The 22,869-nt window shown below is 71.9% G+C and carries 24 protein-coding genes; 8 read left to right on the top strand and 16 right to left on the bottom strand.

All coding sequences use genetic code 11. From position 1 onward, the window contains the following. The 5 genes from AN218_RS02050 to AN218_RS02030 all read left to right on the top strand — a co-directional run. Positions 1-1,159 (top strand): resuscitation-promoting factor (locus tag AN218_RS02050; RefSeq protein WP_079131731.1); only part of this gene is annotated, 1,159 nt, incomplete at its 5' end. A 71-nt stretch (positions 1,160-1,230) separates the two neighbouring features. After that, positions 1,231-2,121: a 16S rRNA (adenine(1518)-N(6)/adenine(1519)-N(6))-dimethyltransferase RsmA gene (gene rsmA, locus AN218_RS02045; RefSeq protein WP_070014710.1), complete on the top strand. Its 891-nt coding sequence runs from the start codon at positions 1,231-1,233 to the stop codon at positions 2,119-2,121. A gap of 26 nt (positions 2,122-2,147) precedes the next feature. Further along, a complete protein-coding gene (locus AN218_RS02040; protein ID WP_244900199.1) occupies positions 2,148-3,197 on the top strand; it encodes a 4-(cytidine 5'-diphospho)-2-C-methyl-D-erythritol kinase in 1,050 nt (349 codons plus the stop codon). Positions 3,198-3,241: 44 nt separating this feature from the next. Then, on the top strand, positions 3,242-4,024 hold the full coding sequence (locus AN218_RS02035; protein ID WP_070014708.1) for an alpha/beta fold hydrolase: 783 nt from the start codon (positions 3,242-3,244) through the stop codon (positions 4,022-4,024). A gap of 86 nt (positions 4,025-4,110) precedes the next feature. Next, positions 4,111-4,545: a VOC family protein gene (locus AN218_RS02030; RefSeq protein ID WP_070014706.1), complete on the top strand. Its 435-nt coding sequence runs from the start codon at positions 4,111-4,113 to the stop codon at positions 4,543-4,545. Between the two features lie 22 nt (positions 4,546-4,567). Here the strand turns inward: AN218_RS02030 and AN218_RS02025 are convergent, their stop codons facing one another. After that, positions 4,568-5,854, bottom strand: a complete 1,287-nt coding sequence (locus AN218_RS02025; RefSeq protein ID WP_244900198.1) for a PP2C family protein-serine/threonine phosphatase — start codon at positions 5,852-5,854, stop codon at positions 4,568-4,570. A gap of 220 nt (positions 5,855-6,074) precedes the next feature. Between AN218_RS02025 and AN218_RS02020 the strand changes: the two genes are divergently transcribed. Beyond that, positions 6,075-7,169: a helix-turn-helix transcriptional regulator gene (locus AN218_RS02020; protein ID WP_070014704.1), complete on the top strand. Its 1,095-nt coding sequence runs from the start codon at positions 6,075-6,077 to the stop codon at positions 7,167-7,169. A gap of 61 nt (positions 7,170-7,230) precedes the next feature. Here AN218_RS02020 and AN218_RS02015 read toward each other — a convergent pair whose 3' ends face one another. The 3 genes from AN218_RS02015 to AN218_RS02005 all read right to left on the bottom strand — a co-directional run bounded on the left by AN218_RS02015 (position 7,231) and on the right by AN218_RS02005 (position 12,198). After that, entirely contained in the window at positions 7,231-8,667 is a 1,437-nt protein-coding gene (locus AN218_RS02015) for a phytoene desaturase family protein (RefSeq protein WP_070014702.1), read from the bottom strand. A 61-nt stretch (positions 8,668-8,728) separates the two neighbouring features. Next, positions 8,729-10,567 (bottom strand): DUF3556 domain-containing protein, encoded by a 1,839-nt coding sequence (locus tag AN218_RS02010; RefSeq protein ID WP_070014700.1) that lies wholly within the window; start codon positions 10,565-10,567, stop codon positions 8,729-8,731. A gap of 152 nt (positions 10,568-10,719) precedes the next feature. Next, positions 10,720-12,198 carry a class I adenylate-forming enzyme family protein gene (locus tag AN218_RS02005; RefSeq protein WP_070014698.1) on the bottom strand — a complete coding sequence of 493 codons (1,479 nt, stop codon included), beginning with the start codon at positions 12,196-12,198 and terminating at the stop codon, positions 10,720-10,722. Between the two features lie 278 nt (positions 12,199-12,476). Between AN218_RS02005 and AN218_RS02000 the strand changes: the two genes are divergently transcribed. Next, positions 12,477-13,748, top strand: coding sequence for a PucR family transcriptional regulator (locus AN218_RS02000; RefSeq protein WP_070014697.1), 1,272 nt, complete (start codon positions 12,477-12,479; stop codon positions 13,746-13,748). A 25-nt stretch (positions 13,749-13,773) separates the two neighbouring features. Here the strand turns inward: AN218_RS02000 and AN218_RS01995 are convergent, their stop codons facing one another. The 8 genes from AN218_RS01995 to AN218_RS01960 form a co-directional block, all read right to left on the bottom strand. Next, positions 13,774-14,568, bottom strand: a complete 795-nt coding sequence (locus AN218_RS01995; RefSeq protein WP_070014696.1) for an SDR family NAD(P)-dependent oxidoreductase — start codon at positions 14,566-14,568, stop codon at positions 13,774-13,776. A 12-nt stretch (positions 14,569-14,580) separates the two neighbouring features. Continuing rightward, positions 14,581-14,892 carry a DUF397 domain-containing protein gene (locus AN218_RS01990; RefSeq protein WP_070014713.1) on the bottom strand — a complete coding sequence of 104 codons (312 nt, stop codon included), beginning with the start codon at positions 14,890-14,892 and terminating at the stop codon, positions 14,581-14,583. Positions 14,893-15,006: 114 nt separating this feature from the next. Beyond that, entirely contained in the window at positions 15,007-15,258 is a 252-nt protein-coding gene (locus AN218_RS01985; protein ID WP_070014695.1) for a DUF397 domain-containing protein, read from the bottom strand. Further along, the gene (locus AN218_RS01980; protein ID WP_244900197.1) at positions 15,255-16,037 is read right to left on the bottom strand and encodes a helix-turn-helix domain-containing protein; all 783 of its coding nucleotides are present in this window, start codon (positions 16,035-16,037) and stop codon (positions 15,255-15,257) included. Before AN218_RS01980 ends, AN218_RS01985 begins: the two co-directional genes overlap by 4 nt. 242 nt (positions 16,038-16,279) lie before the next feature. Beyond that, on the bottom strand, positions 16,280-16,576 hold the full coding sequence (locus AN218_RS01975; RefSeq protein ID WP_216311706.1) for a hypothetical protein: 297 nt from the start codon (positions 16,574-16,576) through the stop codon (positions 16,280-16,282). Beyond that, entirely contained in the window at positions 16,573-17,391 is an 819-nt protein-coding gene (locus tag AN218_RS01970) for an SAM-dependent methyltransferase (protein WP_070014692.1), read from the bottom strand. The genes AN218_RS01975 and AN218_RS01970 overlap by 4 nt, the downstream gene beginning before the upstream one ends. Before the next feature lie 316 nt (positions 17,392-17,707). Next, positions 17,708-17,962, bottom strand: coding sequence for a DUF397 domain-containing protein (locus AN218_RS01965; RefSeq protein ID WP_070014691.1), 255 nt, complete (start codon positions 17,960-17,962; stop codon positions 17,708-17,710). Continuing rightward, positions 17,959-18,840: a helix-turn-helix domain-containing protein gene (locus tag AN218_RS01960; RefSeq protein ID WP_070014690.1), complete on the bottom strand. Its 882-nt coding sequence runs from the start codon at positions 18,838-18,840 to the stop codon at positions 17,959-17,961. Before AN218_RS01960 ends, AN218_RS01965 begins: the two co-directional genes overlap by 4 nt. Positions 18,841-19,050: 210 nt before the next feature. On the opposite strand from AN218_RS01960, the gene AN218_RS01955 reads away from it, so the two are divergent. Continuing rightward, complete coding sequence (locus tag AN218_RS01955; protein ID WP_244900200.1) at positions 19,051-19,491, top strand: ATP-binding protein; 441 nt, start codon at positions 19,051-19,053, stop codon at positions 19,489-19,491. 148 nt (positions 19,492-19,639) lie between these two features. Here the strand turns inward: AN218_RS01955 and AN218_RS01950 are convergent, their stop codons facing one another. The 4 genes from AN218_RS01950 to AN218_RS01935 all read right to left on the bottom strand — a co-directional run. Continuing rightward, entirely contained in the window at positions 19,640-20,989 is a 1,350-nt protein-coding gene (locus AN218_RS01950) for a serine hydrolase domain-containing protein (protein WP_244900196.1), read from the bottom strand. 47 nt (positions 20,990-21,036) lie between these two features. Then, positions 21,037-21,882: an energy-coupling factor ABC transporter ATP-binding protein gene (locus AN218_RS01945; protein WP_244900195.1), complete on the bottom strand. Its 846-nt coding sequence runs from the start codon at positions 21,880-21,882 to the stop codon at positions 21,037-21,039. Beyond that, on the bottom strand, positions 21,879-22,640 hold the full coding sequence (cbiQ, locus tag AN218_RS01940) for a cobalt ECF transporter T component CbiQ (RefSeq protein ID WP_070014687.1): 762 nt from the start codon (positions 22,638-22,640) through the stop codon (positions 21,879-21,881). The genes AN218_RS01945 and cbiQ overlap by 4 nt, the downstream gene beginning before the upstream one ends. Position 22,641: 1 nt before the next feature. Next, positions 22,642-22,869: PDGLE domain-containing protein (locus tag AN218_RS01935; RefSeq protein WP_171908567.1), on the bottom strand; the 228-nt coding region annotated here is incomplete at its 5' end.

Raw genomic sequence — 22,869 nt, 5'->3', positions numbered from 1 at the left:
CCCGCGCCCCCACGGCGGCCGTGCCGCCGCCCGCCGTGCCGCCCGTGCGCGCAAGGTGAGCCAACGCCCCGAGGCGCTGCGGCGGTTGGTGCCGCAGGCGCTCGTCGTGGCGTTCCTCGCCGGCGGCACGTGCGCGTTCGTCGCGCACGACAAGGAGGTCGAGCTGACCGTCGACGGAAAGCCGCGCACGCTGCACACCTTCGCGGACGACGTGGACGGACTCCTCGCCGAGGAGGGTGTGCGGCCCGGTCCGCACGACAGCGTCGGCCCGTCCCCGCACCGTCCGCTCGCCGACGGCGACGAGGTCACGCTCGATCACGGCCGCCCGCTCGACCTCACCCTCGACGGCACGCGCCGCCGCGTGTGGACCACGGCCCGCACGGTGGAGGACGCCCTGCACCGGATGTCCGTACGCACCCGGGGCGCGGAGTTCTCGCTCGCGCCCAGCGCCGACATCCCGCGCGGCGGGCTGGAGTTGGAGGTGTTCACGCGGCGTACCGTCACCTTCCTCGCCGACGGCCGGGAGACGTCCCTGCGTACCAACGCCCGTTCCGTGAGCGAGGCGTTGGAGGAGGCCGGGATCGAGATGGACGGCATGGACGAGGCGTCCGCGCCGCTGGAGAGCTTCCCGCACGAGGGGCAGACCGTGACGGTGATGAGGATCACCGGCAGCGAGAAGGTCAAGGAGGAGCGGATCGCCTTCCGTACGGAGCGCCGCGCCGACCCCCGGCTCACACAGGGCACCGAGGTGGTGGAGCGTGCCGGCAGGACGGGCATCCGGCGGGTCACCTACCGGCTGCGCACGGTCGACGGGGTGCGCGAGAAGCCGCGGCGCATCGCCGTCGAGGTGCTGCGCCGGCCGCGCAAGCAGATCGTCCGCGTCGGCACCCGGCCGCTGCCGGGCTCCGTCGCGGGCGCGGACCATCTCAACTGGACGGCGCTGGCGCAGTGCGAGTCCGGCGGCCGGGCGCGCGCCGTGGACTCCTCGGGCCACCACGGCGGGCTCTACCAACTCGACGCCGCCACCTGGCAGAACCTGGGCGGCAGCGGGCGCCCGCAGGACGCGGCGCCGCAGGAGCAGACGTACCGCGCGAAGAAGCTGTACGTCTCACGGGGGGCGAGTCCCTGGCCGTACTGCGGCCGTAAACTGTCGCAGTGACCGCAGCCCACGACCCCGACAGCGCCCCTGCTCATGAGCCCGGCGCCGAGCCCGAGCAGGGTACGGGGGAAGTGGCGCAGGGCGCCGCGCAGGACACCGCGGACGGGCTGCTGGGCGCGGCCGATATCCGCGAACTGGCCGCCGCGATGGGCGTGAAGCCCACCAAGCAGCGCGGGCAGAACTTCGTGATCGACGCCAACACGGTGCGCAGGATCGTCCGTACGGCGGGGGTCGGGGACGACGACATCGTGCTGGAGGTCGGCCCCGGCCTCGGCTCGCTCACGCTCGCGCTGCTCCAGACCGCGGACCGCGTCGTCGCCGTCGAGGTCGACGACGCGCTGGCCGCCGGGCTCACCGCCACCGTCGAGGCCCGACTGCCGCGCCTCGCCGACCGGTTCGCGCTCGTGCACGCCGACGCGATGCAGGTGACGGCCCTGCCCGGACCGGCGCCCACCGCGCTCGTCGCCAACCTCCCCTACAACGTGGCCGTTCCGGTGCTGCTGCACATGCTGGCGTCCTTCCCGACGCTGCGGCGCGCGCTGGTGATGGTGCAGTCGGAGGTCGCCGACAGGCTTGCCGCGGCGCCCGGTTCGCGCGTCTACGGTGTGCCGTCGGTCAAGGCGTCGTGGTATTGCGAGGTGAAGCGGGCGGGCGCGATCGGACGGAACGTCTTCTGGCCCGCGCCGAACGTCGACTCCGGTCTGGTCTCGCTCGTACGGCGCGATCCGCCGCGTACGAGCGCCACGCGCGAGGAGGTGTTCGCCGTCGTGGACGCCGCGTTCGCGCAGCGCCGCAAGACGCTCCGCTCGGCGCTCGCCCGGTGGGCCGGTTCCGCGGCGGCGGCCGAGGAGGCGCTGACGGGCGCGGGGGTCTCGCCGCAGGCGCGCGGCGAGGAGCTGACGGTCGGGGAGTTCGCCGCGATCGCGGAAGCGGGCCGCAAGCACAAGGAGAACGCCGCGTGAGGGACGGGCACGTGAGGGACGGGCGCGTGAGGAACCAGGACGTCAAGGACGAGGCCGAGGACATGAACGACGGCCGGGCGACGGCGAGTTCGGACCGTACGGAGGCCACGGACGGTACGGAGGCCACGACTTCGGCGGACGCCGCGGAGGCCGCCGGGGGTGTGACCGCGCGGGTGCCCGCGAAGGTCAACGTCCAGCTCGCCGTGGGCGGTCTGCGCCCCGACGGCTTCCACGGCCTGGCCAACGTCTTCCTCGCCGTCGGCCTCTACGACGAGGTCACCGCGAGCCCCGCCGGTGCACCGGGCGTGCGGCTCACCGTCTCCGGCCGCGACACCCGCCACGTACCGCTGGACGACGGCAACCTCGCGGCACGCGCGGCACGGCTCCTCGCCGAACGGCACGGGCGTGCCCCGGACGTGGCGCTGCACATCGCGAAGGACATCCCCGTCGCGGGCGGCATGGCGGGCGGCAGCGCGGACGCGGCGGGCGCGCTGCTCGCATGCGATGCACTGTGGGGCACGCGCACGCCGCAGAGCGAACTGCGCGCGCTCGCCGCCGAGTTGGGCTCGGACGTGCCGTTCTCCCTGGTGGGCGGCGCCGCGTTGGGGCAGGGCCGGGGCGAGCTGCTGACGCCGCTGGAGGTCGGCGGCACCTTCCACTGGGTCTTCGCCATCGCGGACGGCGGCCTGTCCACACCGTCCGTCTACCGCGAGTGCGACCGGCTGCGCGTGGCCGCCGGTACGGGCGCGGACGCCGACTCCGTGCCGGAGCCGCGGCCTTCGCAGCCGCTGCTGGACGCGCTGCGCACGGGCGACGCGGCGGCGCTCGCGGCCTCGCTCACCAACGACCTTCAGGCGGCGGCGGTTTCGCTGCGCCCGTCGCTCACCGACACGCTCACGACGGGCAGTTCGGCGGGCGCGCTCGCCGCGCTGGTCTCCGGCTCGGGCCCGACGTGCGCGTTCCTCGCGGCGGACGCGGAGTCGGCGGAGGCGGTCGCCGCCGCCCTCAACGCCTCCGGCCACTGCCGCACGGCCCGTACGACGACGGCTCCAGCACCGGGTGCGACGCTGCTCTGATCCGCCGACCTGCCCCAACAGGCGCCGATATTGGGAGTGCTGAGATGCCGGTTGCCGTCGCTGCCGATGGCTACACGCTGTGGTACGACGCGGTCGGGCGCGAGGACACTCCGGCCCTCGTCTTCCCGGCGCGCTTCCGTGCCGAATTCGCGGCTCTGGGCGCCGCGTTGGCCGACCGGTACCGCGTCGTGCGGTACAAGCCGCGGCAGGTCGTGGGGGAGATGGAGGCCGAGGAGGAGGCGGGCGGCCCGTGGGAGCCGTCGGCGTGGACCCACTATCCGCTGGAGATGGAGATCGCCGACCTGCACACCGTGGCGGACGCGGCCGGGGTGGGGGACTTCGTGCTCGCCGGGTATTCGGGGATGGCGGCGCTGGCGGGCTTTCTCGCGCCGGTCAGCGACCGTACGCGGGGACTCGTGGTCGGAGGGTTCCCGCTGCTGGCGAGCCGCGACTACTGGCTGGGGTTCGAGGAAGGGGCACGGGCGGCGCTCGTCCAGGCCGGGATGCAGGACAAGGCGGCGGTCCACCACCTGGGCCGTCTGCTGTACCGGGAGTGGGGACGCCGGGACGACCGTGCGGCTCTGACCGCTCTGCCGGGGCCGAAGGTCCTGTGGTACGGCAGCCGGGACTGCGAACCGGACTGCCGGATGTACGACTTCGTGGGCGGCGCGGCCATCGCCCGCCACATCCGCGCGCACGCCGACGAGTTGCGTGCGGCCGGGTTCGAACTGATCGAGGTCGAGGGCCAGGACCACATCGGGGCCCTGGCCACGACGGATGTGATCGCCCCTGAGCTGTCCGCCGTGCTGGACAAGGCCAGGTGGTAGGCGGCCGGCAGACCGCCTCCGGCGACGGCCGGCGGGCGGTCCGTCTGGCGAAATGAGCGGCGGAGTCGCCCTGTTATCGTGCGCCGATGTCAGCGACCAAGAAGTTCCAAGTCACCTTTGACTGCGCGGAGCCTGAGCGCCTCGCCCGTTTCTGGTGCGAGGTGCTGGGGTACGTCGTACCGCCGCCTCCGGAGGGGTTCGCCACGTGGGACGACTTCCAGCGTGCGCAGCCACCCGAGCAGCGGGATTCCTGGTCCGCCTGCGTGGATCCCTCGGGAGAGGGCCCGCGGCTGTTCTTCCAGCGCGTCCCCGAGGGGAAGGCCGTGAAGAACCGGGTGCACCTCGATGTGCGGGTCGGCAGCGGTCTCGTGGGTGAGGAGCGCCTCGCCGCACTTGAGGCCGAGTGTGCGCGGCTGGTCCCGCTCGGTGCGGTACACGTGCAGACGCTGTACGCCGACGAGGAGAACGAGTCGTGCATCCCGATGCTGGACATCGAGGGCAACGAGTTCTGCATCGACTGACCGGTTACCCCAACTCCCCCTCTCACATCGCCCCTTGGACACCCGCCCCCGTGGCGTACGCAGACGTGTACGCCTGGTCCGGGCCGCCCGGGGACTCGGGGTCGCGCCACTCGAAGAGCTGGATGGTCGCGTCGTCCTGGAGATGGCCGTCGTGGTACCGGAGGATCGCCTGGATCAGGAGGCGCAGGGCCTCGTACGTGGTCACGCCGGCGGCCGTGGCGCGGATGAGGAAGTCGAGGAAGTTGTGGAGCCCGAAGCGCTCGCCGGTGTTGGAGAGGGCTTCGATGATGCCGTCGCTGTAGGAGAGCACCCGGTCGCCGGGCTGCAACTGCACGTGATGCACCTTACGGGGAGCGCCGGTGAGATGGCCGAGGCCCAGCGGCAGTTCGCCCTCGCGTTCCAGGGCGCCGGGCAGCACACGCTCGTGGCGGATCAACAGGGGTGCGGGATGGCCGCAGTTGATCCAGCTCCAGGCGCCGGTGTCGAGATCGAGATCGCCGAGGACGCCGGTGCAGAAGCGGTCGGGGAAGACCTCGTGGATGCGGCTGTCCACGCCGGCGACCAGGTCCCCCAGGCCGTGGCCGCTGCGGCGGGCGTTGCGGCAGCCCGCCATGGCCACCGACGAGGTCAGCCCCGCGGCCAGGTCGTGGCCCATGGAGTCGAGGATGGTGGTGGTCAGACGGTTGCCGATGAGGGAGTGGTCGAAGGCGTCGCCGCCCAGCTCCTGTGCCGGTTCGAGCACGGCGGTGCAGACGACCTGCCGTGTACCCAGGGTGCGCGGCGGCAGAAACGCCCACACCATCTCCGAGGGCAGGGAGAACCGTTCCGTGCGCTGCGCGAGCCGGTAGTCGTCGCTGTGCGCCCCCTTGGTGAGCACCAGCAACGTGACGAGAGAGGCGAGGAGTTCGCAGAACCGCAGCCTCGCCCCGTCCAGGTGGTCCGGACGGACCTGGAGCACGCCGATCCGCTCCACCCCGTTCAGCAGCGGCAGCCACACCTCCAACTGCCCCTCCGCGTCCTGGGCGATACGCAGCGAGGTCGTGCGATAACACAGACCGGCCACGGACCGGTCCATCGAGAGACCTCGCCGGCCGTCGTCCACCGGCAGCGTCAGCGGGGCGAGCTGCCGCTGCCCCTCGTCGACGACGAAGATGTCGACCTCGCCGAGCCCGTACTTCTGACAGACGTCGCTCACCAGCCGCGGAATGCCTGTGGGAGCGACCTCGTGCGACTGCTCCAGCAACTCGGACAGAACCCGGGCGGCAGCCTCTTCCATGTGCCCGCCGGAGAACTCTGCGTGCACACTCATGCCGCACCTCCCGTGTCTCCGTACCTCTCCATGCATACGGCACCCCTCCATTGTCGCAACTCGTCTTATTCGCGACATTTCGTTGCGCTATGGAATCGACTGCTCGCGCTGTGTCCGCGAAAGCCCGGCGGTTACAGGCCGATCCGTACGCAGCGGAGCGGTCCGCGGCGGAGCAGTAGGCTGAAAAGGGAGATTCCGCAGGCCACGTGCCGTCGAGGAAGTGATCGAGTTGGTGGGTGTGGACCTGCCCCCGAGCGGACCGCGGGGTGCGCACGAGCCCCACAGGCGCCCGGCCGGTTCCGCCGCTCATGCCGCGACATGGGAGTTCTTCGAGACCACGGATCCGGCCGAAGCGTGCGAGTTCCTCGGTCTCGCCTACAGCACGAGCATGCGCATGGGGTCCGCCGGCGACGAGCAGTTCATGCGGCATGTACGCCGCGACTTCGGACCGTTCTGCGTGAACGACCTCTTCATGGGCATGGAGGCCCGCTACGAGGTCTCCCCCATCGGAAGTCTGGTGATCGTCCAGCCGCGGACGGGCTGGGCGGAACACCGTTGGGCGAACACCGTCGAGCGCGTGCGCCCCGGTGACATCGCCGTCGTGGCGCCGCCGCATCTGCCCTTCACCACACATCTGCGCGACCTCGACACCGGTTCCGTACAGCTCAGCCAGCGCCTGCTGATGCGGACCGCGGGTTTCGCGGAGCACCAGCCCGAGAGCGCCCTGCGCTTCACCGCCACACAGCCCTCGTCCGCGGGTCTCGCCGACCACTGGGCGGGCTCCGTCACGCGGGTACGCAGCGCACTGGCCGCCAGTGCCGCCGCGGTCAACGAGCCGCTGGCGGTGGGCAATATCGCCCGCGGCCTCGCGGAGAGCGCGCTGCTCGCCTTCCCCCACACCGGGGCTCCCGTGCCCACGTCGGCGGACAGCCACGACGCCACGGCCGAAGCCGTGACCAGGGCGGTCGCCTTCATCGAGGAGAACGCGCACATCGACATCGGCCTCGTGGACATCGCCGCCGCGACCCGCGTCACCCCGCACGCGCTGCGGATCGCCTTCGCCCGGCACCACCCCACCAGCGCCGTCGGATATCTGCGCGGCGTCCGGCTGGGCCGTGCGCACTTCGATCTGCTGGCCGCCGTCAGCCCCGTCCCCGCGGACGGTCCCAGCACCGTCGCCGTACGCCAAGAGGCCGCCGACGCCGCGCTGTTGGCGGGCGTCGGCGCGCGCTGGGGCTTCACCTCACAGGCCGACTTCTCGGCCAGCTACCACCACCGGTACGGGGTCAGCCCCGGGGACACCCTGGCCCTGTGACGCCCGCGACGACGCGACGTCCGCATCCCCGCCGCCAGCCCCGCCGGCAGCCCCGCGAACCTCAACTCGCACGCCCGTCCCGGAGTTGCCGCAGTTGCCGCAGCGCCCGACCCGCCGCATGGGCCCCGCACATGCCGTGCGCGCCCGGGCCCGGCGGGGTGGCCGCCGAGCAGAGGTAGTGGCCCGGCAGGCCCGTGTCGTAGGGCTGGAGCGTGGTGCGCGGTCCGAACACCAACTGGCGGACGTCCTTCGCCCCGGTGAGGATGTCGCCGCCGGCGAAGTTGGGGTTGGCGGCGCCGAACTCCCCGGGCGAGCACGCCGAGTTGCCGACCACCCGCTCCCGGAAGCCGGGGGCGAACCGCTCGATCTGGGCGGTGACCGCCTCGGTGACGTCGCCGTCGTAGCCGTGCGGGACGTGGGCGTAGGCCCAGACCGGGTGCACGTCGCCGGCCGACCGCGTCGGGTCCGCCAGATACTGCTGTCCGACGAGGACGAACGGCCGCTCCGGCAGGCGTCCTTCGTGTACGTCCCGCTCGGCCGCCGCGATCTCCCGTCCCGTACCGGCGAGATGGACGGTCCCCGCGCGGCGTGCCGCCTCGGCCCGCCAGGGCACGCCCTCCGCCACGGCGAAGTCGACCTTGAAGGCGGCCGGTCCGCGGCGGAAGCGGCGGAAGGCGCGGGCGGTGCGCGGCGGCAGCCGGTCGCCGAGCACCTCGGCCAGTACGGTCGGCGCCACGTCCCAGATCACGGCGTCCGAGGGCGGCACCTGCGAGGCGGACCGCACATGCACCCCGGTCTCGATCGTGCCGCCGAGGTCGAGCAGCGCGGCGGCCAGCGCGTCGCTGATCGCGCGTGAGCCGCCCTCCGCGACCGCCCAGCCGTGCCGGTGTCCCGCGGTGAGGATGCCGAGCCCGATCGCCGAGGACAGCGGCCGGTTCAGCGGACGGAAGGCGTGCGCGGCCACCCCCAGCCACAGCGCCCGCGCCTGTTCGGTACGGAACGAGCGGGCCAGGGCGGTCGCGGGCAGCGCCGCCGGGACACCGAAGCGCGTCAGCTTCAGCGGGTGCCGCGGCACCCGCAGCAGCGGCCCGAGGATGTCCTCGCCGAGGAGGTCGTAGTCCCGTGCGGGCTGCTCGAACAGCGTCCGCCACCGCCTGCCGTCCGTGCCGAGCCCGTCGGCGGTCGCGGTCACGGAGCGGTGCAGCACACCGGCGGTGCCGTCGTCCAGCGGATGCGCGCAGTCGATCTCCGGCAGCCGCCAGCGCAGCCCGTACCGGTCCAGGCCGAGGTCGCCCAGGACCGGTGAGCCGACGGCCATGGGATGCACCGCCGAGCAGTGGTCGTGCAGCAGCCCGGGGACGATCGCCTCGACGGTGCGGGTGCCGCCGCCGACGGTGTCGGCGGCCTCCAGCACCGTGACGTCGACGCCGGACCGTGCCAACAGGACGGCCGCGACAAGCCCGTTGGGACCGCTGCCGACCACTGTCGCGGTGCTCATGCCCGCTTCTCCCTCCCGGGCCGCTCGCCCGTGCACTTCCCCGTCGCGCCATGACCGCCCGTCACGCGGGCGCCTCCAGACCGGCACCGGCGCCGTCCTGGCCGTCGCGGCGGCCGGCGGCCGAGTCCGTCCGCTGCCGGTGCTCTCCTCGGCGGAAGGTGACCGTCAGCGGAATCGGCCCGTCGGGCAGCCACGGCTGCGCGTTCACGGCGTCCGCCACCCGCCAGTATCCGCGTTCGATCACTCCGAGCGCCGCGTCGATCACCTTGTAGTGCTGCACCGCGGAGTGGATGGCCTGCGACTCGACCCACACCACGATCCACTCGCCGGGCGCGAAGCCGACGCGTTCCTGTACGGCGCGGACGAGGTCCTCGTCGTGCAGGTGGCCGTCGCCGAAGTTGAACCCGATGAGGGAGTTGCAGCCGAACTCGGCCTCCCGCACCGTACGGGAGTCCAGATCGGGAAGGTGCGTCGCCAGTACGGAGAACAGGCCGCGCCCCTGACTGTGCATCGACCGCCAGGCGATCGTCTGCTGGAGGGTGATCTCGGCGATCTCCGGCTCGTAGCCCATCGCCTTGAGCTGGTCGATCTGGTTCTCGGTGGGCCTGGGCTCAAGGGAGTTGAGCTTGGCCTCCGCTCCCGGGGCGAACGCCCACAGCGCCGACGCCCAGTTGCCCGCGTACTGCCGCATCGACGGCAGGAAGGAGACCAGGTCGGGGCGGAGGTTGCCCAGTACGGGGAAGAACAGCAGCGCGGCGGTGAGGACGAGCGCCAGCCAGGGCGGCGACATGTCGGTCACGCCGTAGCCGTCCGAGGCGGGGAAGCCGAGGAAGAGGAACACCGTCAGATAGCCGAAGAGGATGTTCCACTCCAGCGGCACCGCCAGCGGGAACGTCGAGGTGATGAAGAGGTGGAAGACCACCATCAGCACCACCCCGGCCAGCGTCAGCCAGCGGTCGGTGGAGAACAGCAGCACCAGCGGCGTGACGACCTCGACCGTGGTGCCGCCGACGTGGCCCATGAAGCTCGCCAGCTTCGACGGGCGGATGTCGCGCGGAAAGTCGCGGTAGTGCGCGCGCTTGGCCCAACGGCTGGGCACGCTCGGGCTGTTGGAGACCATCGGCGGGACGACGGGGGTGAAGTGCCGGCCGAGCTTGGAGACTCCCGCGCCGACCCAGATGGTGACGATGAGCAGCTTCGCCGCGACGATCATGTTGACGAACGGCAGGAACGCGAAGAAGACCAGCGCGGGCAGGTACTGCTCGCCGCGGGCGGCGAGGAAGACCGTCTTGTCCCGCAGGCCGTTCAGCACGTACAGCGCGATCAGTACGTACAGCAGCTCCGGCGCCACCAGCCCCGTGGTGTTCTCCGGCAGGGCCGCCGACAAGGAGTCGCTGTGCGTCCCGGGCAGCACGACCGCGGCCGACAGGGCCGCCAGGAAGGCGAGATAGAGCAGCACGTCGCCGACGGTGCGGGTGTTGCCGCCGGTGAACGGCACCCGCCTCCAGGGCCGCAGCCGGATGGTGCCCGGCCGCGCCCAGAAGAGGATGCCGCCCGTCATCGGCTTGAACTTTCCGGCCAACGGCCCCCAGGAGCCCGCCAGTCCGGCGGTCTCCAGCAGGACGGTCCACAGCACGAGCTTCTGGTAGACGACCGGCTCGTCCCACCACGCGCCGACGTCCCAGAACGGGCCCGCCCCGGAGGTGGCCGTGGCCGCCAGGACGCCGCCGAAGGCGTAGAGGACCAGCAGCTTGAGGATGTAGACGGTGTGGATCATCTTCGGCGAGCCGAAGCCGAACTCCACCCAGTGCAGGGCGAGTTGCTTCGTCCGCTCGAACAGCGGCCTGTCGAGGAAGGTCTCCGGATCGACGGGTGGGAAGTCTGCCGTCTTGAAGCCCATGTGTCGTCGTCCCTTCGGTGTGATGCGGGCAGGGCGGAGCGCCGCGTGACGCGTGATGCCGCGGCGCGGAGTGGAGGTACGGGGGCTGCGGGAGCTGGTACGGAGGAGTGGCGTACGAGTACGGGCGGGGGTGGGGCCCGGACGCCGAACGGTCAGCCGGCCGGGGCCGGTCGGCCCCGCAGCGCGGGCTTGTCGATCTTGCCGACCGGGTTCTTCGGGAGCGCGTCGACGAGGGTGATCCGGACGGGCACCTTGACCTTCGCCAGCCGCTCGCGGCAGTGCGCGGTCAACTCCTCGGCGGTGGCCCGCGCTTCGGGATACAGCGCGACCACCGCCACCGGCACCTCGCCCAGTACCGGGTCGGGTGAACCGACCACGGCGGCTTCGAGGACCGCCGGGTGCGCGTGCAGCGCGTTCTCGATCTCCTTCGGGTAGAGGTTCTCCCCACCCCGGATGATCAGGTCCTTGATGCGGTCGACGAGGACGAGATAGCCGTCGTCGTCGAACCGTCCGACGTCGCCGGTGCGCAGCCAGCCGTCGGTGATCGTGGCCGCGGTCTCCTCCGCCCGTCCCAGATAGCCGCGCATCACGTTCGGTCCCTTGATCACGACCTCGCCCGGCCCGTCGGTCACCAACTGCCCCTGCGCGTCCATGAGTTCGACCCGCTGGCCGGGCAGCGGAAGCCCGACCGTGCCGGGCTTGCGCGGACCGGCCACCGGGTTGAGCGTCGAGGCGCAGGTGCCCTCCGAGAGCCCGTACCCCTCGACGACCGGCACGCCGTAGCGCTGCTCGAACCGTTCGATGAGTTCGGCGGGCATCGGCGCCGCACCGCAGACGACGAGCCGCAGGGAGGAGGTGTCGGGACGCCGGTCGTGCTCCGGGAGTCCGGTGAGTCTGGCGTAGATCGCGGGCACGGCCGAGAAGTACGTGGGCCGCACCCGCTCGATCACGTCGAAGAAGGTCTCCGGCCGGAACCGCCCGGCGACGGTCGCCCGTCCGCCCGCGAGCAGCGGCGAGAGGACGCTCACCGCGATCCCGTTGACGTGGAACAGCGGCAGGATCAGCAGGCTGTGGTCGCGGGGCCCGAGGCCGAGCCCGGCGACGATCATGTCCACCATGGCCCGGACGTTGGCGTGGTCGAGCATGACGCCCTTCGGCCGCCCGGTGGTGCCGCTGGTGTAGATCAGCAGCGCCAGCGCGGTGTCGTCCACGACGGCGGGTCCGAGGTCGCCCTCGTCAACGCCCGCCTGGCGCACGCCGGTTGAGCCCGGCCCCGCCAGCGCCGCCACGTCCAGCGTGACCAGTTCCGCCCCGGCCTCCCCGACCACCACCCGCGCCCCCGCGTCGCGGATCTGGAAGCCGGCCTCGTCGGCGGTCAGCGCCGGATTGACGGGCGTGACCGCCGCCCCCAACCGCCAGGCGGCGAACAGGATCACGACCAGCTCGACCCGGTTGGGCAGCATCACGGCGACGACGTCGCCGGGACCGCTCCCCCGCGCCCGCAGGACGGCCGCGGCACCGCGCACCCGGGCGGCGAACGCGGCGTTGTCCAGCGTCACGGCGTCGTCGGCCACGCAGGCGCCCGACGGGTCGCGGCCCGCGCGCTCCTCGGGCAGAACGGCGAGGTGCATGGTTGTCGTCCTCTCGTGTGCGGCTCCGGCACGGTCGTGCGTCACGACGAGATGTGCGCCACGTCACTGTGAGGACCGTAGAAAAGCGGGACCGATCTGAACCATGGGCCGGCGAACCGAAGCCTCCGCCCCGTGTTGTGCCGCCGTCACAACGCGTCGCCGTGAGGTGACTCCCCGGCCCTGCCCGTACCACCGCTCCGCGAAGGGCCCGTGGACGTTGCGGGAAGGTGATCGTCGCCCCCTCCCGCCCTGGTGAGGGCCTTGCTACGGTGCCCGCCATGTCCGCAGACGTCGACGCTCTGGTGGCCGAAGTCGCCCAGGCCCTCGACGCCGATCTGCCCGCCCTCACCGACGAGATGACGACGTGGTTCGTCGAGGTCATCCCGGAGTTCCGGCACGACGAGGCGGTCCGCGAACTCATGGTGGCGAGCACGTCGTCCAACCTGGTGGCGATCGTCGATCTGCTCCGGCACTCCATCCCGGTCGAGCAGATCTCCGTACCGGCCGCCGCGGCCGAGTACGCCCGCCGCTTCGCCCAGCACTCCCTGTCCCTGGAGGCGCTGCTGCGCGCGTACCGGCTCGGCGAGAACCGGTTCACGCAGTGGGGCATCACGGCCCTGGACCGGATCGGCGACGTGCCGACGCATCTGGCGCTCGCGGCCGTCGCGGAGCTGTCCCGGCGCACCAACAGCTACATCGACCGCGTCATCGAAGGTCTCATCGACATCTACGAGACGGAACGGCGGCTCTGGAACAGCCGCGTCGGAGCCGCACGCGCCGCCCGGATCCGTCTCGTCCTCGCCTCGGAGGGCATGTCCGAGGTGGAGGCCCACCATCTCCTCGGCATCCCCGTCTCCGGCTGGCACACGGCCGCCGTCGCCTGGCTGCCCGCGGAGGCGCCGGGCGAGGCGGGCACGCTCGACGCCGCCGCCCGCGCGATCCAGCGGGCCTTCGGCCCCGGCACCCCCCTGACGCTGCTCAACGACGCGCGCACGATGTGGGTCTGGGTGCAGCATCAGGCCCCGCACGCCATGGACGTGGACGAGCTGCACGAGGGCATGGCGGGCGTCGCCGCGGACGTACGGGTCGCGCTCGGCGCTCCGGCACGAGGTCTCGACGGCTTCCGCGGCTCGCTGCGCGAGGCCGTCCGCACCCAGGCGGTCGCCGGGACCGCGGAGAACGGCGATCTCAGAGTGCTGTCGTTCGACGACGTCGCGGTGGCCGCGCTGCTCACCGAGAAGTCGGAGGATCTCGCGCACTGGATCGCCCGCACGCTCGGCGGTCTCGCGGCCGACGACCCGGGAAACCCTCAACTGCGCGGCACCGTACGGGTGTTCCTGGAGTCGGGATGCAGCTACACCCAGGCGGCGGCGCGGCTGCATCTGCACAAGAACACCGTGCACTACCGCGTCCGCAAGGCCGAGGAACTGATCGGCCGGCCGCTGACCGACGACCGGCTGAATCTCGAAGTGGCCCTCATGGCACGGGCGTTGCTGTGGCGGCGGCTGCCCCGGCCGACGTCCGCCGCGGACGGCGTCCCCGGCCCGTAGCCCGGTCGCGGCCGGTGCGCGGCCGTCAGTCCTGGGTGCGCAGCGGCGCCATCGCCTCGTGGAAGCCCGCGTTGACCGAGGTGATGCCGCCGTCGACCGGCAGCGTCACGCCCGTGATCCACTCCGCGTCGGCGGAGGCCAGGAAGGCGACCGCCGAGGCGATGTCCTCGGGGCGGCCGACACGTCCCAACGGGTAGAGCGCCGCGGCCCGTTCGAGTGCGGCGTCGCGGCCCGCCCACGCCCCGGTGCGCACCGTGCCGGGTGCGACGAGGTTGACGCGTACGCCGCGCGGCCCGCCGTCGCCCGCGAGCGTACGGGTCAGCGAGGCGAGGCCCGCCTTGGCGGCGCTGTAGGCGTGGTTGCCGAAGTCCTGGATCCCGTTCACGGAACCGATGTTGACGATCGCCCCGCGTCCCCCGGCCGCCGCCAGATACGGCATCGCCGCACGCGCGCAGCGGAAGGCGCCGGTGAGCGAGACGTCCAGGTCCCGTGCCCAGCCCTCGTCCGGCTCGTCCTCCAGGCGTGCGGCGTCGGGCGTGCAGGAGTAGGCGTTGTTGACGAGCACGTCGAGGCCGCCGAAGTGCTCGGCGGCCTGCGCGACCGCCGCCTCGACGGCCTGCCGGTCGCCCACGTCGCAGGACGCCGCGCGGGCCTCGCCGCCGTCGGTACGGATCGCCTCCGCCGTACGTCCGGCCCGCGCGCCGTCCAGATCCGTCACCAGGACGCGGGCGCCCTCGGACGCCAGCCGCCGGGAGACGGCCGCGCCGATCCCCTGCCCGGCGCCCGTGACGAGCGCCGTGTACCCCTCGAACCGCCGCATGCCGTACGGGAGTTACGCCCGCGAAGCGGACGACGCGTACGAAAGGAAAGCCGTCCAGGCACCCGGAGCCACGGAGAGCTGGGGAATCTCCGTGTCCTTCGAGTCCCGTACATGGACGGTGCCGGGGCAGGCGGCGACCTCAACGCAACTGTCGCCCTGGGTACCGCTGTGGCTCGACTTGCTCCACGAGAGAGCGACCTCTACGCAGTTGTCGCCTGCCGTGCCGCTGTAGCTCGACTTGCTCCACGAGAGAGCGACTTCGACACAGCTATCGCCATCGGTGCCGCTGTAGCTCGACTTGAACCAGGACAGTCCGGTGCTCATAGCGCTCCTCGCATCCGCTTCATCAAGCTCATCGATTCCGTGTGCGCCGATCCCCTGCCCGGCGCCCGTGACGAGCACCGTGTACCCCTCGAACCGCCGCATGCCGTACGGGAGTTACGCCCGCGAAGCGGACGACGCGTACGAGAGGAACGCTGCCCATGCGCCCGGAGCCACGGAGAGCTGCGGGATCTCCGTGTCCTTCGAGTCCCGTACATGGACAGTGCCAGGGCAAGCGGCAACCTCGACGCAGTCGTCGCCCGAGGTGCCGCTGTAGCTCGACTTGCTCCAAGAGAGAGCGACCTCTACGCAGTTGTCGCCCTCGGTGCCGCTGTAGCTCGACTTGAACCAGGCCAGTCCGGTGGTCATAGCGCTCCTCGCATCCGCTGAAGCAGGCTCCTCGATTCCGTGTGCGAAAGAGCCTGTGAGCGCATCTTGGCATACCGCATCTGGAGCACGCTGACGTCTTCCAGGCCGGAAATCAGCCGCCCGTTCTTCTGCCCTTCGCTGTACCCCATCCAGCGGTGATACGAGGACTCAAGCAACGCAACAGGGCCGTCGAGACAGGCGTGTTCCTCCAGATCCGCCGGGACGATCTGGATCTCCACATTGCGCAACCTGCCGCGCCCGAGCAGATGGTCGAGCTGCCCCCGGGTGACCTCCGTACCGCCCAACCTCCGCATCAGCACGGCCTCTTCGATGATGAAGCTGAATGTCGTCCGGGGCAGCTCGTCCAACAGCCGCTGCCGGTCCGTACGTGCGGTGAGCTGCGTTTCAAGTTGGTCGTCCATCAGTAGCGGCAACCTGTTGTTGAAGACGGCACGTGCGTACGCCTGCGTCTGCAACAGCCCCGGCACCAGACGGCATTCGTACGTACAGAGGTTGAGCGCCTCCTTCTCCAGGCGCGCCCACTCGCGGAACCACGCGGCCAACCCCGGCTGCCGTCCGATGTGTTGGGCCGCGGCGCGCAGCACGCCGAAGGCGTCCAGAGCCTGTTCGGCTCGCTCGACGAAGTCCGGCGGCGGCAGTCGGCGGCCCTGCTCGACGGAGGAGACCAACGGCTTCGAATACTGCACCTGTTTGGACAGCTCGTCCTGATTGAGCCCGGCGCGCTCGCGGAAGACCTTCACGATCGCGCCGAAGGCCATCAGGCTGTCCGACGTCTCCGGCTCACTGACCCACGACCTGCCCGCGCTGCGCGCCATTGCCCGGCCCCCTCCGTACCGCTGCCCTGTGTGTCCGACTCATGGACCCTCACAGAGAGTCAACGAGCGTGTCCACAGGGTCGTAGTGGTACGCGGCGGGTGCGTACTACTCGGATCCGGTACTCGGACCTGGCACTCGGACCCGGTCCCGTACGGGCTCCTCTCCGGGCTCCCGTACGGGCGGGTCAGCGGGTGCCGCGTGCTCTCGACAGCGGGATGACGTCGGCGAGTCGGGCCGCGTCGTCCGAGGCCGGGACCGGGTCCGGTGCCGAGGCGGGCGCCGGGCCGGACTCCGTCTCCGACACCGGCTGCGGCTCGTGGTCCGTGCCGTGCCGACCGCCGCCCATGAACACCGAGAGCACCTGATCGAGGGACTCTCCCGTCGCCTCGGCGCGGATACTCGCCATACGGATCTGGTGCGCCGTCGGCTGCGGACCGTCTCCGCGCCGTCGGGAGGAATCGTCTCCGAGAGGAACGCTCATGGCTTCCTTCCCACTCCGGCGTACAGGGCGGCGCTCCGCAGCAGATCGGCTTCCTCGCCCGTGGGGTCGGCGGGCTCGTCCGGACGCCAGTCGTGCGCCACGGTGACCTTCGGTTCGAGCAGTTCCAGCCCGTCGAAGAAGCGCTCGACCTCTTCCTTCGTACGGAACTGCACCGTGGTGCCGCCCGCGTCGTACACCTTCTTCACGCCCTGCCAGGCCACCGCGTCGAAGTCGTTCGTGCAGTGGGAGAGCACGAGGAAGCTGCCGGGGGCGAGCCGGTCGAGCATCCTGCTGACGATGTCGTACGGCTTGTTGTCGTCGGGGACGAAGTGCAGAAGCGCGACGAGCGAGAGCGCGACGGGCTCGTTCAGGTCGATGACCTCGCGCAGCCGGGGCGAGTCGAGGATGGAGTCCTCGCGCACGTCGGCGCTTATGTAGGCGGTGCGGCCCTCGGGAGTGCTGCGCATCAGGACGTGCGCGTACTCCAGCACCGTCGCGTCGTGGTCGGCGTAGACGATGCGGGCGTCCGGGGCCACCTCCTGGGCGACCTGGTGGAGGTTGGGGGCGGTGGGAATGCCGGTGCCGATGTCGACGAACTGGCGCACGCCGTGCTCGGAGGCCAGGGTGCGCGTCGCGCGGTGCATGAACGAGCGGTTGGTCTCCGCCGTGCGCCGGATCTGGGGGCAGACCTCCAGGACGCGTTCGGCGGCTTTCTCGTCGACGGGATACCAGTCCTTGCCGCCCAGGTAGTAGTCGTACATCCGGGCAGAGTGCGGCCTGCTGGTGTCGATCTCCGGCTTGCCGGACGTGGTCATCGGGTCATCCCTTTTCTGCCGTATGAGGCCGGCGGGGAAGTACACGGCGAAAGCACTTCCCCGCCGGCCGGCCTGTGCGGTCGGTGGTACGAGAGGGGCCGTGAGGTCGGGTGCGGGCTCTCACGGGAGGGACGGAGCAAGTGGGAGGGAGGGCGAGGGAGTTGAGGGCGGGAGTCGAGGGCGGTCGGTCTCGGGTCGGTCGGTGCCCGGGCCGGGCCGGTCGTGCCCGGCCGGGTCGTACACGTCGCGCGGGTCGCGCGGGTGGTGCCGTACGGCTCGTACACGTCGTACGGGCCCGCACGCCTCGTGCCGGTCGTCAGCTCTTGAGGAAGTCCGCGTCGCCGGACTTCGCCGCCTCGACGAAAGCGGTCATCCCCTGTGCCGAGTACAGCAGAGCGGGGCTCTGCGGGTCGGTGGACTGACGAAGCGCCACCCATCCGCCGGGGAGGTTCTTCGCCTCCACGCACGCGCCGCCGTTCTGGCCGCTCCACGGCTTGTGCCAGCCCTCGGTGCCCAGTTCACGCGCGAGCATCCCGTTGCGGAGGGCACCGCCGGAGATCTCAGGGGTCATTTGTCGAACTCCTTACGCAGGTTGTGCAGATACGTGCCGGGGTCCGGCACGTGTTCGGAGGACAGCAGCGAGACGCGCGTGAGCGCCTCCAGATGTGTGACGACGTCGGGGCGCTGGTCCAGATAGACCGCGCTGGTCAGCCCGACCTCGGTGTAGACGATGTCCTGCAACTCCCGCTCGTGGAAACGGAAGTAGGTCACATGGCCGCCCGTGCCCGGGTGCGGGCCGGCGGCGAGGGGCACGATCCGCAGCGTCACGTTGGGCATCTCGGCGGCCTCGGCGAGCCGGTCGAGCTGGGCCCGCATCACGGCGGGGCCGCCGACCTCGCGGCGCAGCGCGGACTCCTCCAGGACGACCCAGAGCGTCGGGGCGTCGGCCCGCTCCAGCAACTCCTGGCGGCGCACGCGCAGTTCGACGCGGTGCTCCAGCTCCTCTTCCGACTCGTTCGGGAATCCGGCGGCGATGACGGCGCGTGCGTAGTCGCGCGTCTGCAACAGGCCGGTCACGTAGTGGGGTTCGTAGACGCGGATGACCTCGGCGTCCGTCTCCAGGCTCACGTACGCGCGGAACCAGTCGGGCAGGGCGTCGCGGAAGGGATACCACCAGCCGGGCTCGTTGGCCTGCTCGGCCATGGCGATGAACTCGGCGATCTCGCCGTCGCCGGCGCCGTAGAGCCTCAACAGCTCCTTGACGTACGGGACTTTGAGTCCGACCTGCGCGTTCTCCATGCGCCTGATCGTCAGATGGTTAACGCGCAGCGCCTTGGCGGCGACGTCGACGCGTATCTCCGAGCGCTCGCGCAGTTCTTTGAGGCGCTTGCCGAGGATGATGCGGAGCACCGTCGGCGCACTCGAACCGCTCGGGAGTGCATCGGTCACGCTCTCACCTCCCCGGAATGCCGGTGGTCGTCAGCGGGACGCAACCGGCTCCGGCGGGGGCGGGATCCCGCGCCGGAGCGCGACGTACAGAAGCGGACGCTTTCACGTCAACTCCGGCCGCCTGATTGCGTCTTCACTCTGAAATTATCAGAAGGAAGCTTGCGAGTTGAAGACCGCAGCACTCATAGTGAGTTTGTGCTCCCCTTGAGCGTGCCCCCCACGCACCACCGTCTACCGCGCCCCCCGTCCGGCACCGACACGGACTCCCACGCGCTGCGGCTACCGGCCGAGGACGTCAGCGTCCCCCGGGCCCGCCACGCGATGGACCGCTGGCTCGGACGCAGAGGGGCTTCGTCCGAACTGAGAGAACAAGCGGTGCTCGTGCTCTCGGAGTTGGTGACGAACGCCGTCACCCACACCGACAGCGCATGGATCGTGTGCGCCACCTCCTTCTCCCCGCACGACGGGGTACGGGTGGAGGTGCACGACGACGACACCACCAGCCGCTCGCCGGAACGCCGGGCGCCCACCGCCGAACGCGAGTGCGGCCGCGGCCTGTTCATCGTGGAGACCCTGGCGGAGTGCTGGGGCGTGGCCGTCTCACCGGTCACGCGCGGCAGCGCGGTCTGGGCACATCTGCGGGAGTACTGAGCGCTCGGGGCAGCCTGGCGCAGAGGCCGAACGCGCCTGCGGGGGCGGCGTGTTCGGCGCACACCTCCGTACGTCGTCCCTCCGTACGTCGCCGACGTACGGAGGTTGTCGGTACGCCGCCGGCGTACTGAGGTTGTCGGTACGTACGTCAGAGGCAGCCGCGCAGCGCCCGTACGAGCGCGTGCGCACGCGGGTCCGAGGTGACCGTGCGCTGCATCGCGGCGGTGACGTAGGCGAACGCCGTACCGGACTCCGGATCGGCGAAGGCCAGCGAACCGCCCCGCCCGGGATGGCCGAAAGAGCCCTGCGCCAGCATCGGCGCGCCCGGCCCGTGCAGCATGAACCCCAGCCCGAAACGGGAGTTGACCACCAGGACGCGGTCGGGACCGCTGGACTCCTGTGAGCGCGCCTGCGTCAGCGTCGCCGGAGTGAACAGCCGCCCGGCGGCGGCGCCACCGCGCGCGTAGCGAGGAGGAGCGGCGTCCTGGAGGGGCTCCACGGGCCCCAGGAGCGCCGCGTAGAAGCGCGAGAGGGAACGGGCCGTCGCCACGCAGCCGGAGCCCGGCAGACCCCCGGCGAGCCAGGCCGGGTCGTTCTCGTACGGGCGCGGCGCCACCGCGTCGAAGGCCCTGCGGGTCAGCGAGGACGGGTCGGCGTACGCCTGCGACACCGTCTGCTTGGGCCGCAGCCGCAGACCCGCGGCGGCACGCGCCTCCGGGGTCGGCACGTCGGCGAGACGGGCCAAGTCCAGTCCGGCGTCCGGCACTTCGGGCGTCGCGGGGATCCCGAACCACATGCTCAGGCCGAGCGGCCGGGCGATCTCCTCCGCGAACCAGCGGCCCATCGTGCGGCCCGTGGCGCGGCGTACGAGTTCGGCGACGAGCCAGCCGAAGGTGTGCGGGTGGTAGCCGTGGTCGGTGCCCGGCTCCCACAGCGGGCTCTGTGCGGCGAGCGCGGAGGGGGCGGTGACGCCGTCGACGGCCTGGTGCGGGGTGAGCGGCTCGTCGAGCGCGGGCAGCCCCGCACGGTGGGCGAGCACATGCCGTACCAGGAGCCGTTCCTTGCCGTGCGGCTTGAACTCCGGCCAGTACGTGGCGACGGGCGCGTCCAGGTCCAACTGGCCGCGCTGGTGCAGGAGATGGAGCACGGCGGCGGCCGGGCCCTTGGAGGCGGAACGGACGACGGCGGCGGTCTCACGGGACCAGGGTTCGGTGCCGGGGCCGTCGGGTCCGTCGGGCGCGGCGTGCTCGCCGAGCGCGTCCGGGGCGTCGGGGGAGCCGGGCTGTGCGGGGACGTCGGGCGCCTCGGGCGCCGGCGCGGCGTCCTTGCGGCCCGCCCACAGGTCCACGACGATCCGTCCGTCCCGGTGCACGGTCACGGCCGCGCCGGTGTCGCCCCGGTCGGCGAAGTTCGCCGCGAAGGCCTCGCGTACGGGCTCGTAGCCGTCGGCCACCGTGCCCTGGACGTCCACCGCGATCTCAGCGTTTCCAGCCTTCACGCCCTTGTCCGTCCACTCGTGCGGTCTTCCGTGCACGGTCCATGGTGCTATCGCTGCGGCACCTTCGCCGAGCCGGGGTCGAAGCCGAACGGCAGTTCCAGCCGGTGCGCCGCCAACAGCGCCTCGTCGCAGAGGAGTTCACGGGTCTCCCCGTCGGCGACGATGACGCCGTCGCTGAGCACCACCGCGCGCGGGCAGAGCTGGAGCGCGTACGGCAGATCGTGCGTGACCATCAGCACCGTCACGTCCAGCTCCACCAGGATGTCGGCCAACTCACGGCGGGAGGCCGGGTCGAGGTTCGAGGAGGGCTCGTCCAGGACGAGGATCTCCGGCCGCATCGCGAGCACGGTCGCCACGGCGACGCGGCGGCGCTGCCCGAACGAGAGGTGGTGCGGCGGACGGTCGGAGTGCGCCTCCATCCCGACCCGCGCCAGCGCCTCGTGCACGCGGGCGTCCAGCTCCGCGCCGCGCAGTCCGGCGGTGGCCGGGCCGAAGGCCACGTCCTCGCGGACGGTGGGCATGAAGAGCTGGTCGTCCGGGTCCTGGAAGACGATGCCGACCCGGCGCCGGATCTCCGCCAAGTGCCGTGGTTCGACGGGCAGTCCGGCGACGGCGACCGAGCCGGCGCCCGCGGTGAGGATGCCGTTGAGGTGGAGCACGAGGGTGGTCTTGCCGGCGCCGTTGGGGCCCAGCAGCGCGACGCGTTCGCCGCGCGGGACGGTCAAGTCCACGCCGAACAGGGCCTGATGGCCGTCGGGGTAGGCGTAGGCGAGGCCCGAGACCGCGAGGGAGGGCGGGGCGCCGGTGGGGCCGTTCGGACCGGCGGCGCTGTTCGGACCGGTGCTGCCGGCGGTGCCGGTGGTCGTGCCGTCGGCCGTGCTGTCGCTCGTCACGCCGCCCATCCCATCAGGCACACCGCGAACGCCGCGACCGGGAGGGCCGCCGCCCCGGTCCACTGCGCCCGGGTCGCGGCCGTCTCGTCCAGCACGGGCATCGTGCCGGTGTAGCCGCGGCTGACCATCGCGAGATGGACGCGCTCGCCCCGCTCGTAGGAGCGGATGAACAGCGCCCCGGCGGACTTCGCGAGCACGCCCCACTGCCGTACGCCCCGCGCGCGGAAGCCCCGCGAGACCCGGGCGATCCGCATCCTGCGCATCTCGTCCGCGATGACGTCGCCGTACCGGATCATGAACGACGCGATCTGCACCAGCAGCGGCGGCAGCCGCAACCGCTGGAGTCCCAGGAGCAGTTCGCGCAGTTCGGTCGTCGAGGCGAGCAGTACGGAGGCGGCGACGCCGAGGGTGCCCTTGGCGAGGATGTTCCAGGCGCCCCACAGCCCCGGCTCGGACAGCGTCACGCCCCACACCTCCGTGTACGGGCCGCGTGCGACGAAGGGCATCAGCAACGCGAAGGCCACGAACGGCACTTCGATCAGCATCCGCTTCAGCAGATGCCCGTACGGCACCCTTCCCGCACGGGCCACGGCGGCGAGCAGCACCGCGTACAGCCCGAAGGCCCACATCGCCTCGCGCGGCGTGGAGACGACGACGAGGACGAAGCAGAAGACCGCGGCGAGCTTGCAGTGCGGCGGCAGCGCGTGCACGGGCGAGTGCCCGTGCAGATAGAGCTTGTGGGCGTGGCCCGCGCCCATCTCAGGTCGTCTCCCGGTCACTTGGGGCAGGCGGGGCGGCGGAGTCGGCAGGGGCCGCGGCGGCGGGTGCGGCCTCGCGGCGGCGGCGTACGGCGACGAAGACGGCGCTGCCGGCGGCGAGCGTGGCACCGGCGCCTATGACGCCGGCGAGGCCGCCGGAGAGCCGGGCGTCGGTGATGCTCGCGACGCCGTAGTCGGCGAGCGGCGAGTCCTCCGCGGCGTGGTCCTC

The sequence above is a fragment of the Streptomyces nanshensis genome (assembly GCF_001751255.1).
Lineage (GTDB): Bacteria > Actinomycetota > Actinomycetes > Streptomycetales > Streptomycetaceae > Streptomyces > Streptomyces nanshensis_A.
The sequence above is the reverse complement of the archived record's forward strand: the minus strand, read 5'-3'. Positions and strand labels throughout refer to the sequence as shown.